The organism is Pseudoxanthomonas sp. CF385 (assembly GCF_900104255.1).
Taxonomy (GTDB): Bacteria; Pseudomonadota; Gammaproteobacteria; order Xanthomonadales; family Xanthomonadaceae; genus Pseudoxanthomonas_A.
Genome location: NZ_FNKZ01000001.1, coordinates 1,336,112 through 1,353,260, shown reverse-complemented (window position 1 = coordinate 1,353,260; position 17,149 = coordinate 1,336,112). Strand labels below are relative to the sequence as shown.

Sequence of the window (17,149 nt, the reverse complement as noted above, 5' to 3'; positions counted from 1 at the left end):
ACGCGTATCCATCGCCCGCATGACGTCGACCGCCGCCGCCACCGACTCCACGCCCTACCCCCATCTGTTCACCCCGCTGGACCTGGGGTTCACCACGGTCCGCAACCGCGTGCTGATGGGGTCGATGCACACCGGACTGGAGGACCGGGCGAGGGATTTCCCGCGCCTGGCCGCGTATTTCGCCGAGCGCGCCGCCGGCGGCGTAGGCCTGATCGTCACCGGCGGCTTCTCGCCCAACCTGGTGGGCTGGCTGAAGCCGTTCGGCGGCAAGCTGTCCTGGCCGTGGGAGGCGCGGCCGCACAAGTTCGTGACGAAAGCCGTGCACGAGCACGGCGCGAAGATCTGCGCCCAGTTGCTGCATGCCGGCCGCTACGGCTACCACCCGCTGACGGTGGCGCCGTCGAAGCTGAAGGCGCCGATCAATCCGTTCACCCCCCGCGCCCTGTCGGCACGGGGCGTCGAGCGCCAGGTCAGCGCCTATGCCAACGCGGCCAAGCTGGCGCGCGACGCCGGCTACGACGGCGTGGAAATCATGGGTTCGGAAGGCTATTTCATCAACGAATTCACCGCACCGCGGACCAACAAGCGCAACGACGCCTGGGGCGGCACGCCGGAGAAGCGCATGCGCTTCGCGGTGGAGATCGTGCGGCGCGTACGGGAAGCGGTGGGACCCGACTTCATCATCATCTACCGCCTGTCGCTGCTGGACCTGGTCGAGGACGGCAACCAGTGGGAGGAGATCGTCCAGCAGGCCCGGGCCGTCGAAGCGGCCGGCGCCACGATCATCAATTCCGGCATCGGCTGGCACGAAGCGCGCGTGCCGACCATCGTCACCTCGGTGCCGCGCGCAGCCTTCGTGGACGTGACCGCCAAGCTCAAGCCGCACGTGCGCGTGCCGCTGGTGGCGACCAACCGCATCAACATGCCGGAGGTGGCCGAAGGCATCCTCGCGGCCGGCAAGGCGGACATGGTCTCGCTGGCACGCCCGCTGCTGGCCGATCCGCAGTGGGCGGACAAGGCTCGCCGCGGCACGCCGCAGGCCATCAACACCTGCATCGCCTGCAACCAGGCCTGCCTGGATCACGTGTTCGAGAACAAGCTGGCCAGCTGCCTGGTCAACCCGCGCGCCTGCCACGAGACCGACCTCACCTATAAGAAGACCTTCTCGCCGAAGACCGTCGCGGTGGTCGGCGCGGGCCCGGCGGGCCTGGCCTGCGCGACGGTCGCGGCCGAGCGCGGCCACCGCGTCACCCTGTTCGACGCGGCGGAGGAGATCGGCGGCCAGTTCAACTACGCCAAGCGGATCCCGGGCAAGGAGGAGTTCCACGAGACCCTGCGCTACTTCCGCCATCGGCTGGAGGAAACGCGGGTGGAGGTGAAACTCGCCTCGCCCGTCGCGGCGGCCGACCTGGCCGGCTTCGACGAGGTGGTGCTAGCCACCGGCATTTCCCCGCGCAAGGTCGCTTTCCCCGGCGCCGACCACGCCAAGGTCGTCAGCTACGTGGACGTGCTCTCGGGCCGGGTGACCGTTGGCGCCCGCGCGGCCCTGATCGGCGCCGGCGGCATCGGCTTCGACGTGGCCGAGTACCTGACCCATCAAGGCCATTCGCCCTCGCTGGACCCGGCCCGCTGGATGGCGGAATGGGGCGTGGACCCGACCTTCGAGGCCCGCGGCAGCCTGGCCCGGCCGCAGCCGGAGCCACCGGCCCGCGAGGTCTGGCTGCTGCAGCGCAGCCCCGGCAAGCCCGGCGCCCGCCTCGGCAAGACCAGCGGTTGGGTGCACCGGGCCACGCTGAAGGCCAAGCAGGTGAAGATGCTCGGAGGCGTGGACTACCTGGGCGTCGACGATGCCGGGCTTCGCATCCGCGTGGACGGGGCCGAGCAGCTGCTGCCGGTCGACCACGTGGTGGTCTGCGCCGGCCAGGAACCGCGCCGCGACCTGCAGGCCGACCTGCTTGCCGCCGGTCGCACCCCGCACCTGATCGGCGGCGCCGACGTGGCCGCCGAACTGGACGCCAAGCGCGCCATCGACCAGGGCAGCCGGCTCGCGGCCAGCCTGTAAGTCCTCCCGCCGTAGAGTCGAGCTTGCTCGACTCCGAACGCCTGGAATCCGGGAAATCCCGGCAAGAGCAGCGGAGCAAGCTCCGCTCTACGATGCCGCATCCTGCGACATCCTTCACAATTTCCAGCCAGACCCGAGGGTCCCGCGTCAAGCCGACCCGTTCAGGCCGAGTTGGGCCGCCCCCCCCTACCTTGCGCGCACTTTCCGGCCCGCCGCCCAGTTCAGGCGGGCTGAGCCCGGCGCTCGGATCCCTTCTCGATCCGGCCTTGCCGGTCCCCGGGCAGCCCGTGTGACGGCTGCCTCCCCATAACGCCCTGCCGCGTCCCATCGATGTCCTTCCCTGCGTATTGGGAGAGGCAGGGGCGCGGGAAAGACGGAGCAAGGAGTTCCCATGAAACTGGCCTGGATCCTATGGCTGTCGCAGATGTTGCCGCAGCCGGCCGCCGATTCGCTTTGCCTCAGCACCACCGTTTACCTGGAAGCCCGCGACCAGACTCTCCGCGGCCAGCAGGCCGTCGCCGAAGTGGCCCTGCGTCGCCGTGACAGCGGCCTGTGGGGCGACTCCGTCTGCTCCGTGGTCACCGCCCGCAAGCAGTTCGCCCCGACCATCGTCGGACCGAACACCCGCCTGAAGAACCCGGACGCCTGGGCCAAGTCGGTGAGCGTCGCCCTGAACGCCGAACGCAACTGGGCCCTCCCGCCCGGCCAGCGCAAGGAGATTGTCCCGGGCGCGAGCCACTTTATGGCGCACCAGATCGCCAGCCCGAGCTGGCGCAACGCCTACCACGTGGCGACGATCGGCGATCACACGTTCCTGCGCGTGCAGAAGCTCAAGCCGCGTTCCTAAGAAAACAGGCGCTCTCTAAGCGCCTAAAGCCAATGCGGCGATCCGCTCGCCGAAGCCGAACCCGCATGGCGCCTACTCCCCCTCTCCTACCGGGAGAGGGCAAGGGGTGAGGGGCACACCACCGCGATGCCTGCGCTCGTGCATGACACGATCCGTTGCGCCGCGCATCACGCCGGAAACATTCGAGGCCCGCGATAATCGCGGGCCTTTCTTTTTCCACGGGGACACCATGAAGCTCTACACCAAGCCCGGCGCGTGCTCGACCGCCGACCACATCGCGCTGCAGTGGACCGGCGAGCCCTTCGACGTGCAGGTGATGACCGCCGCCGAGATGAAGGAGCCGGCGTACCTGGCGATCAATCCCACCGGTGCGGTGCCCGCCATCGTCGACGGCGACTTCGTGCTGACCCAGAACGCCGCGATCATGGGCTACATCGCCGACACGCATCCGCAGGCGCATCTCGCCGGCGACGGCTCTCCGCAGCAACGCGCGCAGGCGGCGAAGTGGTTGTCCTTCGTCAATTCCGACGTGCACCCGGCGTTCCATCCGCTGTTCGGGCCGGCGCGCTTCATCGGCGACGAAGCGCAGTTCGATGCCGTCAAGGATGCCGCGCGGAAGCGCCTCCGCGGTTTGTTCGAACAGGCGGACAGGCAGCTCCAGGGCCGCGACTGGCTGGCCGGCTTCCGCAGCTTCGCCGATCCCTACTTCTACATCACCCTGCGCTGGGCCAACCGCACCGGCGTGGATCTCTCGGGCCTGGCGAACATCGCCGCGTTCAAGCAGCGCATGGACGCCGATGCCGGCGTGCGGGCCGCACTGAAGGCCGAAGGCCTGAGCTGATCGCGAACCGCGCGCGTCAGGCCAACGACGCGCGCACGTCCTCCAGCCAGCGCGTGGCGAAGGTGTGGTCGCGCGCCTTCGTCATCGCGGTGGCGACATCGGGCAGCAAGGCCTCCAGGTCGTCCGCATTGGCGCACCGCTCGACCTTGAGCTGCAGGAAGTAGCCCTTCAAGCCGATGTGCGCGCGGATGTCGTCGGTGATGCGCGAGTACAGCAGGTTGTAGCGCTCGGCGGAGGTCATCGCCAGGACGGACGCGCCCTCGCCCGATTTCGTGGCGGCCACCGCGGCCAGCATCGAGGCCGCGCCGGAACGGCGTTCGATCAAGCCGTCCGTGGCCAGTTGGCCCAGGGCGTCGTCGGGTGCATGCAGCCCGCTCATCATCGCCTGCAGTTCGTCGTCGCTGCGCTGTCCGTCCACCAGCAACAGGATCGAACGCAACCCCGCGGGCAGCTTGCGCGTGCGCTGCTGGATCTCGTTGCGGCCGGCTTCGGTCTTGCACCATCTGGTCTGCATGGCATCCCCCCACGCCGCGCGGTGGGCCCCTCCCACGGCTACGGCGTTCCCCTGACCGCCAGTAGTACCCCGCCGCGGCCACCCGCGGCTGCCACGCGGGTCACACAAACGACACGGGGCCGCCCGACCTTCGTCGAAACGGCCCCGCGGGACGGTGCAGCGACCTCAGCGCTGGTCGATCGGCACGAATTCCAGATCCTCTGGCCCCGTGTAATTGGCGCTCGGCCGGATGATCTTGCCGTCGATCCGCTGCTCGATGACGTGCGCGCTCCAGCCACTGGTGCGGGCGATCACGAACAACGGGGTGAACATCGCCGTCGGCACGCCCATCATGTGGTAGCTCACGGCGCTGAACCAGTCGAGGTTCGGGAACATCTTCTTGATGTCCCACATCACCGACTCCAGGCGCTCGGCGATATCGTACATCTTCATGTTCGACTGCTCGGCCGACAGGTCCTTCGCCACCTGCTTGATGACCTCGTTGCGCGGATCGCCGACGGTGTACACGGGATGTCCGAAGCCGATCACCACTTCCTTGCGCTCCACGCGCGCCTTGATATCGGCTTCCGCTTCGTCCGGCGACTCGTAGCGCTTCTGCACTTCGAACGCCACTTCGTTCGCGCCGCCGTGCTTCGGGCCGCGCAGCGCGCCGATGCCGCCGGCGATGGCCGAATGCATGTCGCTGCCGGTGCCGGCGATGACGCGGCAGGTGAAGGTCGACGCGTTGAATTCGTGCTCGGCGTACAGGATCAGCGAGGTGTGCATCGCCCGCACCCACGACTCGCGCGGCGCCTCGCCGTGCAGCAGGTGCAGGAAATGACCGCCGATGGAGTCGTCGTCGGTCTCCACGTCGATGGCGCGGCCGTTGTGGCTCCAGTGGTACCAGTACAGCAGCATCGAACCCAGCGAGGCCATCAGCTTGTCGGCGATGTCGCGCGCGCCGGGGTGATTGTGGTCGTCCTTCTCCGGCGACACGCAGCCCAGCACGGATACGGCGGTGCGCATCACGTCCATCGGGTGCGCGGACGGCGGCAGCTCCTCCAGCGCGGCCTTCACCGCGGCCGGAATGCCGCGCAGCGCCTTCAGTTTCGCCTTGTACGCGGCCAGTTCGGCGCGGTTGGGCAGCTTGCCATGCACCAGCAGGTGCGCGATCTCTTCGAACTCGCTGGTGGTGGCGATGTCGAGGATGTCGTAGCCGCGGTAGTGCAGGTCGTTGCCGCTGCGGCCGACCGTGCACAGCGCGGTGTTGCCGGCGGCAGTGCCCGACAGGGCGACGGATTTCTTGGGCTTGAAGCCGGGGGCAGGTGTGGATTCGCTCATGGTGGACTCCCTACGTCACTTCTTTGCGGAAAACAGGGTATCGAGCTTCTGCTCGAAGGCGTGGTAACCGATGCGGTCGTACAGCTCCTCGCGGGTCTGCATGCTGTCGACCACGTTCTTCTGGTGGCCGTCGCGGCGGATCGCTTCGTACACGTTCTCGGCGGCCTTGTTCATGGCACGGAACGCCGAGAGCGGATACAGCTGGATCGCCACGCCGACCGAGGCGAGTTCCTCGCGGGTGAACAGCGGCGTCTTGCCGAACTCGGTGATGTTGGCCAGCACCGGCACCTTCACCGCGTCGACGAAGCGCCGGTAGGTGGGCAGGTCGTAGGCGGCCTCGGCGAAGATGCCGTCGGCGCCGGCCTCGACGCAGGCGATCGCGCGCTCGATGGCGGCGTCCACGCCTTCGACCTGGATGGCGTCGGTGCGCGCGATCAGGAAGAAGTCCGCGTCGGTCTTCGCATCGGCGGCGGCCTTCACGCGGTCGGTCATCTCACCGGCAGAAACGATTTCCTTGCCCGGACGATGGCCGCAGCGCTTGGCGCCGACCTGGTCCTCGATGTGGCAGGCGGCGGCGCCGGCCTTGATCAGCGACTTCACCGTGCGCTCGATGTTGAACGCGCTGGGGCCGAAGCCGGTATCGATGTCGACCATCAGCGGCAGATCGCAGACATCGGTGATGCGGCGCACGTCGATCAGCACGTCTTCCAGCGTGTTGATGCCCAGGTCGGGCAGGCCCAGCGACCCCGCGGCGACGCCGCCGCCGGACAGGTAGATCGCCTTGTAGCCGGCGCGCTTGGCGAGCAGCGCGTGGTTGGCGTTGATGGCGCCGATCACCTGCAGCGGCGATTCGGCGGCGAGCGCGGCGCGGAACTGCGCGCCTGCGGACGGGGTACTCATGCGACGTGACTCCTCTCGGTCAGCGAGCGGACCCGGCATGGGGCCGGGTGCCGGAGGTGCGTGAAGGGTACGCCCCTCTTCGGGACGCAAATCTGGCACCATCCGCAGGGTTGATCAATCTTGATCGAACGAATCAATATTTCTCCGTGGCTTCCGCGACCGATCTGCTCTCCGCCCGCGATACCTGCCGCCTGCTGGGCATCAGCCAGGCCACGCTGTACGCCTACGTCAGCCGCGGCCTGCTGGAGTCGCGTCCGGGCAAGGACCACCGCAGCCGCCTGTACCTGCGCCAGGACGTCGAGCGGCTGGCCCAGCGCAAGCAGGTGGGACGCGGAGCGGCCCGGGGCGCGGCGCAGAGCCTGGACCGCGGCCTGCCCGTGCTGGAGACGCAGATCTCCCTGATCCGCCCGGATGGCCCGTACTACCGGGGCCGTTCGGCGATCGGGATGGTCCATGACGGCGCGACGCTGGAAGACGTCGCCCGGCAGCTCTGGGACTGCGGTGAAGAGGATCCGTTCGCCGCGCCTTCGCTGGCCCACTGGCCGGCCGTGGTCGCGCCGCTCGCGTCCGATGCGTCCTTGCCGCCGCTGGAGCGCGCGATGGCGGCCATCCCCCTGCTCGCGCTGGACGTGCGCCACTCCTTCAATTCCGCGCCGCGCGTGCGCCACGAGATCGCCGCCGGGCTGCTGCGCCACAACGCGGCGCTGCTGGTCGCGCGACCGCCGTCCGGCGCGCCGGTGCATCGCGTGCTCGCGCAGGCCTGGCATCCGGACGACGACGGATTCGCCGATCTCGTGCGCGCTGCGCTGCTGGTCTGTGCGGATCACGAGCTCAACGTGTCGGCGTTTGCCGCACGCGTGGTCGCCTCCACCGGCGCCCACCTGCACGCCACCGTCTGCAGCGGCCTCGCCGCGCTGTCGGGGCCCCGCCACGGCGGCGCGACAGCGCGCGCATATGCGCTGATCGCCGATGCGCGCGAAGCCGGCAGCGCGCGCCGCTTCATCAGCGAGCGCTGGCAGCGCGGCGACGACCTGCCCGGCTTCGGTCATGCGCTGTATCCGCAAGGCGATCCGCGCGGCGCGGAACTGCTGTCGCGCGCGCGCGCGCGCCATGCGGGCCAGCGCGAGATGGCCGCGCTGGAAACGCTGGTGGCCGCCACCGAAGACGTCAGCGGCCTGCGCCCGAACATCGACTTCATGCTCGCCGCGATCTGCCATCTCAATGCCCTGCCGGCGACGCCGGCGCAGGTGATGTTCGCCGCCGGCCGCCTGGCCGGCTGGCTGGCGCATGCGCTCGAACAGCAGGCGCAGGGCCGCCTGATCCGCCCGCGCGCCAGCTACACCGGCATCACGCCACCGGCGTGAAGCGCGCGCGGGTTTGACATCGCGCGCCCATGCGGGGACCCTGCGGACGCCCGTCCAACGCCTCGCCCGCAATGCGCCCCGTTCTGGTCCTGTGCCTGCTGCTGACGATGATGACGCCCACCACCATCGCCCAAAACGCCGCGAACCCGCACCCGCGGGCCGTCGCCTCCACGCCGGTGCCACCCCCGCCCGCGTGGCTGCCTGCGCTTGATGCGCTGTACGACGCCGAGTTGCGCGCACCGGGGCTGGAAGACCGCGCCTTCACCGCGGAGCACTGGTGGACGGTGGCCACGCCGCTGCTGACGCGTGCGCACGGTTTCCAGGTGGAGGAGATCGGACGCAGCGTGGAAGACCGTCCGCTGCGCCACGTGCGTTGGGGCGAAGGCCCGACCCGGGTGCTGCTGTGGTCGCAGATGCATGGCGACGAGAGCACCGCTTCGATGGTGCTGGCGGATCTGTTCCGCTTTCTGGGCGAACACCCGGACGATCCGCGGGTGAAGGCGCTGCGCGCGGCCACCACGCTGCACATCCTGCCCATCCTCAATCCGGACGGCGCTGCGCGTTTCCAGCGCCGCAACGTGCAGGGCATCGACATCAACCGCGACGCGCGGATGCTGGCGACCCCCGAAGCGCGCACCCTGAAAGCGTTGTACGACCGGGTGAAGCCCAAGTACGGCTTCAACCTGCACGACCAGAGGGTCGGTTACCGCGCCGGCGACTCCGATCGCGGCACCGCCATCGCACTGCTGTCGCCGCCGTACAACCATGCCGCCGACGTCAACGACGTGCGCACGCGCGCCATCGAGGTGGCCGGTGTCATCCGCACCGCGCTGGAGCCCTACCTCGCCGGCCACATCGCCCGCTGGGACGAGACCTTCGACCCGCGCGCATTCGGCGACCTCACCACGCAATGGGGCGCCAGCACCGTGTTGATCGAAGCCGGCGGCATCGAAGGCGACGTGCAGAAGCAGCGCCTGCGCAAGCTCTATTTCCTCGGCTTGGTGGCCGCCCTGGACAGCATCGCCACGGGCAGCCACGCGGGCGTGTCGCCCGCGCTCTACCGCGAGTTGCCCGAGAACGGCGATGTGTGGCCGGACCTGCTGCTGCGTGGCGGCACGCTGGCCGTACCCGACCGTCCGCCGATGAAGGCGGACCTGCTGGTCAACTTCCGCGATCCGCTGGCGGAGACCGACGGTGCGATCGCAGGCGTCGGCGACCTGGGCGGCACGAAGGCGCGGCGCCGCATCGATGCACAGGGACTCTTCATCGTCCCGCTGCCGGGACACGCAGGCGAGCGCACGGTGATCGAAGCCAACGAAGAGGGCGACAACGACGAGCCGCGCTCGCCACTGCCGCTCACGCCGGGCGCGAGCGCGCGCTTCGTGCTGAGCCGCGATCCGCAGGGCCGCGACATCGTGTGGACGCTGGACGGCAGCGTGGATCCATCGACCCCCTCGCCGCCGACGCGCTGACCCTCAGCTGCCGACTTCAGGGCCGCGCAGCAGCGCGCGCTTCACTTCTTCCAGCGCGTTGGGATCGTCCAGGGTGGAGAGATCGCCGGGATCGGCGCCCTGCGCCAGCGCCTGCAGCGAGCGCCGCAGCAACTTGCCCGAGCGCGTCTTCGGCAAGGCGTTGACGATGTAGACGCGCGCCGGACGCGCGACCGCGCCCAGGCTCTGCTCCACCGTGCGGCGCATGCCGTCGGCCGCCTGCACGCGCTCGTGCGGCTCGTCGGTGGCCTGGCGCAACGTGGCGAACACCACCGGCACCTGCCCTTTCAGTTCGTCCGCCACGCCGATCACGGCCGCTTCCGCGACCGCCGGGAACCCGGAGACGGACTCCTCGATCTCGCGCGTGCCCAAGCGGTGTCCGGCGACGTTGATGACGTCGTCGGTGCGGCCGAGGATGAAGGTATAGCCGTCCTCGTCGCGGATCGCCCAGTCCAGCGAGCTGTAGAGCAACTCCTTGAAGTGGCTGAAGTAGCTGGAGAGAAAGCGCGCGTCGTCCTTCCAGATCGTCGTCATGCAGCCCGGCGGCAGCGGCGGCTGCATCACCAGCACGCCCTTCTGCCCGGGGCCGACTTCCTCGCCGGTGCTCTCGTCGATCACCTTCATGCGATAGCCGAGGTTCGGGAAGCCCGGCGAACCGAAACGTACCGGCTTCATGTCCAGGCCCGGCAACAACGTCAACGCGGGCCAGCCGGTCTCGGTCTGCCAGTAGTTGTCGATGACCGGCTTGCCGATCGCATCGGTGATCCAGTGGGCGGTGGGTTCGTCCAGCGGTTCGCCGGCGAGGAACAGGTACTTCAGCTCGGACAGGTCGTGGCGCCTGATGAAATCGATGTCGTGCTTCTTCAGCACGCGCACCGCCGTGGGCGAGGAGAACATCGTTCGCACGCCGTACTGCTCGCACAGCGCCCACCAGATACCGGCGTCCGGTGCGGTCGGCAGTCCTTCGTAGAGCACCGAGACGGCACCGACGATCAGCGGCCCGTAGACGTTGTACGAGTGCCCCACCGCCCAGCCGACGTCGGACGTGGAGAACATCACCTGCCCCGGCCTCACGTCGAACACCGTACGCATCGACAGCGCGAGCGCTACCGCATAACCGCCGACGTCGCGCTGCACGCCCTTCGGTTTGCCGGTGGTGCCGGAGGTGTAGAGCAGGTAGCTGGGCTCGTTCGATTCCAGCCATTCGACCGGCACCTCGGCCTCACCCACCTGCGCACGCAGCGCGGCGTAGTCTTCGTCGCGACCGGGCACCTTCGGTTCGGCCGGATCCAGGCCGCGCGAGACGATCAGCACCTTGGCCGGCGGCGTCGCGGCCTTCATGCAGGCCTCGTCGACCAGCGCCTTGTAAGGAATGACCTTGCCGCCGCGACTGCCCGCATCGGCGGCAATCAACAGCTTCGGTTGTGCATCGTCGATGCGCAGCGCCAGGTTGTGCGCGGCGAAACCGCCGAACACCACCGAATGCACGGCGCCGATGCGCGCGCAGGCGAGCATCGCGAAGACCGCTTCGGCCATGTTCGGCATGTAGATGACCACGCGGTCGCCGCGGCCGACATCGAGCCGCTTGAGCACGGCGGCGAAAGCGTTCACTTCGCGGTACAGCTCGCGGTAGGTGATCTCGCGAGTGACGTCGGTCTCGGTCGACACCGCCACCAGCGCCAGCTGGTCGCCGCGTTCGGCGAGATGGCGGTCCACCGCGTTGTAGCAGAGGTTGGTCTGTCCGCCGACGAACCAGCGGCGGAACGGCGGTTGGGCGTATTCCAGCACCTGCCGCGGCGGTACATGCCAGTGGATGGCCTTGGCTTCCTCGCCCCAGAAGGCCTCAGGCTGCTCGATCGAGCGCCGGTAGACGTCTTCGTATGCCATGCGATCCTCCCAGGTCCGACAGCCGCGACCAGCATAGTCCCTCGCTGCTTCCGCAACCTTCCTACCTTGGTCGCATCGGTCAGTCGGTCGCACCCGAAAAAAGAACGCCGGGCATCGCCCGGCGTTCCGTGTCGCGCACGCGGATGCGATTACTTGCGCGCCGCCGGCGCCGGCTTCACGTAGCGGTCGAACCAGGCCAGCATCTCGGCGATGAAATGCTCGTTGGACTCCTGCGCCGTGTACCAGTGCGGTTCGAACGGCAGCATCACCAGCCGGGTCGTGCCGCCCGTGCCGCGGATGGCCTGGAACAGACGGGGCGACTGCAGGGACTCGGTGCCCGGATTGGCATCGTCGCTGCCATGCACGATCAACAGCGGTTCGTTGACCTTGTCGGCGTGGAAGAACGTCGATGCCTGGTCGTAGACCTTCGGCGCCGCCCAGAACGAACGGCGTTCGTTCTGGAACCCGAACGGCGTCAGCGTCTTGTTGTAGCCGCCGCTGGAGGCCACGCCCGCGCGGAACAGGTCCGAGTGCGCCAGCAGGTTCGCCGCCATCAGCGCACCGTGGCTGTGCCCGGTGACGCCGATGCGGTCGCGGTCGACCACGCCCAGCTCGACCGCCTTATCGACCGCGGCCTCCGCGTTCGCCACCAGCTGTTCCAGGTAGGTGTCGTAGGCCGTCTTCGGGTCGCCGACGATCGGGAACGATGCGTTGTCGATGATCGCGTAGCCGGCCAGCAGCAGCAGGCGGTAGTTCGACAGGCGCGTGAACGTCTGTTCGGAACCGCTCACCTGTCCGGCCTTCGAGGGATCGGCGTAGTCCATCGGATACGCATACAGGATCGCCGGCACGCGCTGGCCTTCCTGGTATCCCGGGGGCGTGTACAGGGTGAAGGACAAGTCCACGCCATCCTTGCGCTTGTAGGTCACCAGGCGCTTCTTGATGTCGCGCACCTGCGGCGTGGGATCCGGAAAGTGGGTCAGCGGTGCGGGTTCCGAACGCACCGTCGCTTCCGCCGGGCCCGCACCTTCGATGGCATCGCCCAGCGCGCGGCGCTGCAGGTTGGGCGGATCCTTGGGCGACTGGTACCAGGTGAGCAGGCGGCGGGTGTCGTCTCCCTCGAAACCGACGAACGCCTCGTACGCCGCCGCATCGCTGCGGAACAGGCGGCGCGTGCTGCCGTCCTTGATCGTGTAGCGGTCCAGGAAGGGCCGGTTGCCCTGCGGCGTGGCGCCCATCCCGCTCAGGAACAGCGCGCCGGCTTCCTCGCGCAACACCCACGCACCATTGGGAAGGCGGTCGTATTCCGGATTGCCCGGGTCGGCGTACAGCTCATCGCTGGACAGGTCCCACAGCACGCGTGCGGGCACGCGCTTGTCCACGTCGACCAGCGTCGTGGTCTGCCAGTTCCGGTTCGCGTCGTACTCGTGCGTCAGCGCACGGCCACCGTCGCGGAACCAGGCCATGCCGGCGTAGCGCTGCTTCAGGCGCGCGATCTCCTTCGGCTTGCCGGTGAAGGGCGCCGCCAGCATCAGCAGGCGGTCGCGCGCCGGCACCTCGTTCTTCCAGTCGCCGCCGTCGAGCGCGTCGGCCCATACCAGCGTCGCGGGTTGGTTCGCGCGCCAGGCATGGCTGCGCGGGCCAGTGGGCACGCCGCGTACGGGCACGCGGTCGGCCACCGGCAGTTTCGCCAGCGGGGTCACGCGCCCGTTGCCCAGGTCGAGGACGCCCAGATCCTTGGCGAAGCGCTGCCAGGTGGTGACGTACGAGTAAGGACGCGCCAGCGCCTCCACCAGCACGTGGCGCCCATCCGGGGCGGCGTCGACCATGCCGTAGACGGCCTTGCCGCCTACGGGCGAGACCGCGCCCGTGTCGGCATCCACCACGGCCAGCTGCGAGGTGGCGTAGTGGTCGAACAAGGCCTCGTCCTCAGGCCCGGACAGGGTGTCGCGCGCTTCGTACGTGCTGCTCTCGCCCTTGCCGGCGATCGCCTCCTTGATCTCGGGGCCCGGGGGCACGGCCGAACGGGCCGGCGCGGCGCCGAGATCGACGGGCACCTGCTTCACCAGCAGCGCGGGCCTGTCGCCCAGCCACTGCACGGCGCCGCCGAGAATGGTGTTGAGCTTCACGCCTTCCACGCGGCGCACCTGGCCGTCGGCGGCGCGGCCCACCCACAGTTCGACGCCGGCATCGGTCGTATTGTCGAAGGAGAAGCGGGTGCCGTCCGGCGACCACGACGGCGTGCCCGGGCAGGCGCCCGCAGGCAGCGCGACAGCGGTTTCCTTGCCGGTGGCCAGTTCCAGCACGCTGAAGCTCTCCAGGCACGTGCGGATACCGTAGCCATTGGAACGGTCGTGGCGGCTGTGGTTGCGCGGCTCGACGCGTACGCCCGCCAGCTTCAGATAAGGCTCCGCAACGCGGGCGATCGGCGGGTACTGCGACTGCCGGATCAGGATCGCGCGCGTGCCCGTGGGATCCAGCGACGGCGACGGATTGAGCGGCGCGCGAAACACCTGCAACAGCGGCTCCGGTGGCTGCAGGTACTTCGCCTCCTGCGCCATGGCCAGCGTCGGCATCGCCATGGCCAACCCCATCGCCCACAACAATCTTCCTGTCCGCATCCTGCACCCCCTGTGTGTGGAAAACCGGAAAGTAACACGACAAAAAAAGGGGCGGCTCGCGCCACCCCTTCTTCATCGCATGCGCAGTGCCCGTATCAGAGCAGGTGCGCCACGCCGCTGCGCTCTTCTTCCAGCTCGGCCAGGGTCTTGTCGATGGCCTTCTGGCTGAAGTCGTCGACCGGCAGGTCCTTCACCATCGTGTACTCGCCGTTCTCGGTGGTGACGGCAAAACCGAACATCACGCCTTCCGGGATGCCGTAGCTGCCGTCGGATGGGATGCCCATCGTCACCCACTTGCCGTTGCTGCCCAGCACCCAGTCGCGCACGTGGTCGATGGCGGCGTTGGCGGCAGAGGCGGCCGACGACAGGCCACGTGCTTCGATGATCGCGGCACCGCGCTTGCCGACCTGCGGGATGAAGGTATTGGCGTTCCAGTCGGCGTCGCCGATGGTGTCCTTCAGCGACTGGCCGTTGACGGTGGCGAAGCGGTAGTCCGGGTACATCGTCGGGCTGTGGTTGCCCCACACCACCAGCTTCTCGATGTCGCCCACGGCCACGCCGGCCTTGTTGGCCAGCTGCGACAGCGCGCGGTTGTGGTCCAGGCGCAGCATGGCGGTGAAGTTCTTCGACGGCAGGTCCGGCGCGGACTTCATCGCGATGTAGGCGTTGGTGTTGGCCGGGTTGCCGACCACCAGTACCTTGACGTTGCGCGAAGCGACCTTGTTCAGCGCGGCGCCCTGGGCGGTGAAGATCTTGGCGTTCTCCAGCAGCAGGTCCTTGCGCTCCATGCCCGGGCCGCGCGGACGCGCGCCGACCAGCAGGGCCACGTCGACGTCCTTGAACGCCACTTCCGGGTCATCGGTGCCGACGATGCCGGCCAGCAGCGGGAACGCGCAGTCTTCCAGCTCCATGATCACGCCCTTCAGCGCGGCCTGGGCCTTCTCCAGTGGCAGCTCGAGCAGCTGCAGGATGACCGGCTGGTCCTTGCCCAGCATTTCGCCGGAGGCGATGCGGAACAGCAGCGCGTAGCCGATCTGGCCTGCAGCGCCGGTGACGGCTACACGGACGGGGGTTTTCATGGTGCGGATCCTCAAGGTTTCGTAGGGCGGGCCTTGGCCCGCCGCGTGGGGACAGCGTGGGCCGCGGCCCACAGTGCGTTTACTTCAACTCGGAGAAAAATTCCTGAAAGCGTTGCAGGCCCGGCGCCAGTTGCGGCGTCGGGCAGGTGTAGCTGATGCGCAGCGCGCGCGGCTCGCCGAAGGCCGAGCCAGGCACGCAGGCCACGCCCTTGGCGTCGAGCAGCGCGTTGCAGAAGTCGACATCGTTGGCGATCGTCGTGCCGTCGTGCGATTTGCCGAACGCGCAGCTGATGTCCGGGAACACGTAGAACGCACCCTGCGGACGCGGGCAGATCACGCCGGGGATCGCTTCCATCGCCGCCAGCACCTGGTCGCGCTTGGCCTGGAACTCGGCGTTCTTGGCGACGGGCACGTCCTGCGGGCCGGTCAGCGCGGCGATCGCCGCAGCGGTGACGACTTCGGGCACGTTGGTGATGTGGTTGGAGTTCATCGTGGTCAGCGCCTTGGCGACGACCTCGGGACCGGCCATGAAGCCCACCCGCCAACCCGGCATGCCGTAGGTCTTGGACAACGAATCGACGAACACGGTGCGGTCGCGCAGCTCAGGTCGTGCCTGCACGAAATTGGTGTACGCCAGGCCGTCGAACAGCATGCGGTTGTAGATGTCGTCGGTGACGATCCAGGTGTCCGGATACTTCACCAGCACGTCGGCCAACGCAGCGACTTCCTCGCGGGTGTAGACCATGCCCGTCGGGTTGGACGGGTTGTTGAACAGGAAGACTTTCGGCGCGTGCGTCGCCAAGGCTTTGTCGAGCTGCGCGGGCGTGAGCTTGTAGTCCTGGCTGGCCGGGCACGGCAGCGGCACCGCCTTCGCGTTGACGATGTCGGCGATGTCGGCGTAGGTGGTCCAGTACGGCGACGGATAGACGATGGTGTCGCCCTCGTCCAGCAGCGACTCGGCCAGGTTGTACAGGATGTGCTTGGCGCCGATGCCGGTGGACACGTTGGCGCGCGTGTAGCCGGTCAGGCCCAGCGCCTCGATGTGCTGCAGGAAGGCGTCCAGCAGCGCGTCGGTGCCGCGGTTGCTGCCGTACTGGCCGGAGTCTTTAGCCAGCGCGTCGCGCGCGGCCTGGTAGACATGGTCGCCGGGCAGGAAATTGGGAACGCCGATCGAGAAGCTGATGATGTCGCGGCCTTCGGCCTTGAGCTTCTTGGCCTTCTCGGCCACCGCCATGATCGCACTTGGCTTGGCGCGACCGATGCGCCGGGCAAGCAGGGGCATTGCACAACCTCGCGTGGAAACGGTTAGGGAGCGTCGCCGCCGTTTTTTTGCGGCGCAAAATGGTATCACGCCACCCCACTTCGACCGACTAGCCCATGGTCTACGTCGGCGCGGTCAGCGCCGTGGCGTCACTGATAATCGACCACGTCGCCCAGGTCGTAGTTCTCGTCGAAATAGGCCTGCCACTGCGCGTAGGCGCCGCGCAGGCAGGCGGGGGTCTGGCAGGCGTCGAGTTGGCGGGTGGCGGCCTGGACCGTACGGTCACCGTCCGGGTAGCGATCCGCCAGTTCCTTGAACTGCCGGCGCATGCCCGCGTCTAGGGCACCGAACTCCTCGTGCCCGCAGACCAGCGCGGCGCGGACGCTGCCCGCCGGGGCGTCGGTATCGCACGCGGCGGCCGGCGCGTGGGCGGCCTCCACGGCCGCGGCGAGCTCGCTGCGATCGCGCCCGGTCAGCCGGCGCACGAAGCCCAGGTCATCGGTCTGACCCGCGCCCCAGGTGATGCGCAGGGTGAAGCCATTTCCGCCGGGGTCCGCCACCTTGCGCAGGGTCACCGTCTCGCTGGGCCCGGTATCGGACGTCAGGTGCAGGGCCAGCGTGCCGTTGTCCAGGTCGACATCCTCGACCTGGCCGTTCAGCCACGCACCGTCGCGCGCGATCCGCAGGCCCGTGTCGGGCTGCCACGCGATGGCGTACAGGGTCTCGGCATCGTCGCCTTCACTGTGGTCCGTGCTCCAGAGGCCTTCCAGGCTCTGCTGGAAGCTCTCCGCCGATGCGTCGACGGCGGTCGCTGCAGCCGGATCAGTGAGCGGGACGGTGTCGTCTTTCTTGCAGGCGCTCAGCACCAGGACGGTGGCGAGCAGCAGAGCCATGCGCGTTGCGCGCCGGCGGCGATCCTTCATCTGGAGCTCCTGACGGGGAAAGGGCCGACCCCTGTGGGCC

13 protein-coding genes are annotated in these 17,149 nt (G+C 68.7%); 5 read left to right on the top strand and 8 right to left on the bottom strand.

The features are described from left to right. Positions 1-19: 19 nt before the first annotated feature. The 3 genes from BLT45_RS06085 (at position 20) to BLT45_RS06075 (ending at position 3,750) form a co-directional block, all read left to right on the top strand. Positions 20-2,062 carry an NADPH-dependent 2,4-dienoyl-CoA reductase gene (locus BLT45_RS06085; RefSeq protein ID WP_093298598.1) on the top strand — a complete coding sequence of 681 codons (2,043 nt, stop codon included), beginning with the start codon at positions 20-22 and terminating at the stop codon, positions 2,060-2,062. Between the two features lie 391 nt (positions 2,063-2,453). Continuing rightward, positions 2,454-2,909: a cell wall hydrolase gene (locus tag BLT45_RS06080; RefSeq protein ID WP_093296426.1), complete on the top strand. Its 456-nt coding sequence runs from the start codon at positions 2,454-2,456 to the stop codon at positions 2,907-2,909. A 229-nt stretch (positions 2,910-3,138) separates the two neighbouring features. Continuing rightward, positions 3,139-3,750, top strand: coding sequence for a glutathione S-transferase N-terminal domain-containing protein (locus BLT45_RS06075; protein ID WP_093296424.1), 612 nt, complete (start codon positions 3,139-3,141; stop codon positions 3,748-3,750). A 16-nt stretch (positions 3,751-3,766) separates the two neighbouring features. On the opposite strand, the gene BLT45_RS06070 is transcribed toward BLT45_RS06075, so the two are convergent. From BLT45_RS06070 to prpB, 3 genes are all read right to left on the bottom strand, one after another. Beyond that, entirely contained in the window at positions 3,767-4,264 is a 498-nt protein-coding gene (locus tag BLT45_RS06070; protein WP_093296419.1) for a hypothetical protein, read from the bottom strand. 165 nt (positions 4,265-4,429) lie between these two features. Continuing rightward, positions 4,430-5,584, bottom strand: coding sequence for a bifunctional 2-methylcitrate synthase/citrate synthase (gene prpC / locus BLT45_RS06065; RefSeq protein WP_093296416.1), 1,155 nt, complete (start codon positions 5,582-5,584; stop codon positions 4,430-4,432). Between the two features lie 15 nt (positions 5,585-5,599). Then, on the bottom strand, positions 5,600-6,484 hold the full coding sequence (gene prpB / locus BLT45_RS06060) for a methylisocitrate lyase (protein ID WP_093296413.1): 885 nt from the start codon (positions 6,482-6,484) through the stop codon (positions 5,600-5,602). A 146-nt stretch (positions 6,485-6,630) separates the two neighbouring features. Between prpB and BLT45_RS06055 the strand changes: the two genes are divergently transcribed. Both BLT45_RS06055 and BLT45_RS06050 read left to right on the top strand, forming a co-directional pair. After that, complete coding sequence (locus tag BLT45_RS06055; RefSeq protein ID WP_093296410.1) at positions 6,631-7,848, top strand: citrate synthase family protein; 1,218 nt, start codon at positions 6,631-6,633, stop codon at positions 7,846-7,848. 71 nt (positions 7,849-7,919) lie between these two features. Beyond that, the gene (locus BLT45_RS06050) at positions 7,920-9,320 is read left to right on the top strand and encodes a M14 family zinc carboxypeptidase (protein WP_175455738.1); all 1,401 of its coding nucleotides are present in this window, start codon (positions 7,920-7,922) and stop codon (positions 9,318-9,320) included. A 3-nt stretch (positions 9,321-9,323) separates the two neighbouring features. On the opposite strand, the gene prpE is transcribed toward BLT45_RS06050, so the two are convergent. The 5 genes from prpE to BLT45_RS06025 all read right to left on the bottom strand — a co-directional run bounded on the left by prpE (position 9,324) and on the right by BLT45_RS06025 (position 17,109). Next, complete coding sequence (gene prpE / locus BLT45_RS06045; protein WP_093296404.1) at positions 9,324-11,225, bottom strand: propionate--CoA ligase; 1,902 nt, start codon at positions 11,223-11,225, stop codon at positions 9,324-9,326. 149 nt (positions 11,226-11,374) lie between these two features. Beyond that, complete coding sequence (locus tag BLT45_RS06040; protein ID WP_254771793.1) at positions 11,375-13,807, bottom strand: S9 family peptidase; 2,433 nt, start codon at positions 13,805-13,807, stop codon at positions 11,375-11,377. Between the two features lie 134 nt (positions 13,808-13,941). Continuing rightward, entirely contained in the window at positions 13,942-14,925 is a 984-nt protein-coding gene (locus BLT45_RS06035) for a malate dehydrogenase (protein ID WP_093296398.1), read from the bottom strand. 79 nt (positions 14,926-15,004) lie between these two features. Beyond that, positions 15,005-16,207 carry a pyridoxal phosphate-dependent aminotransferase gene (locus BLT45_RS06030; RefSeq protein ID WP_093296395.1) on the bottom strand — a complete coding sequence of 401 codons (1,203 nt, stop codon included), beginning with the start codon at positions 16,205-16,207 and terminating at the stop codon, positions 15,005-15,007. Positions 16,208-16,335: 128 nt separating this feature from the next. After that, entirely contained in the window at positions 16,336-17,109 is a 774-nt protein-coding gene (locus BLT45_RS06025; protein WP_093296392.1) for a lysozyme inhibitor LprI family protein, read from the bottom strand. Positions 17,110-17,149 lie beyond the last annotated feature (40 nt).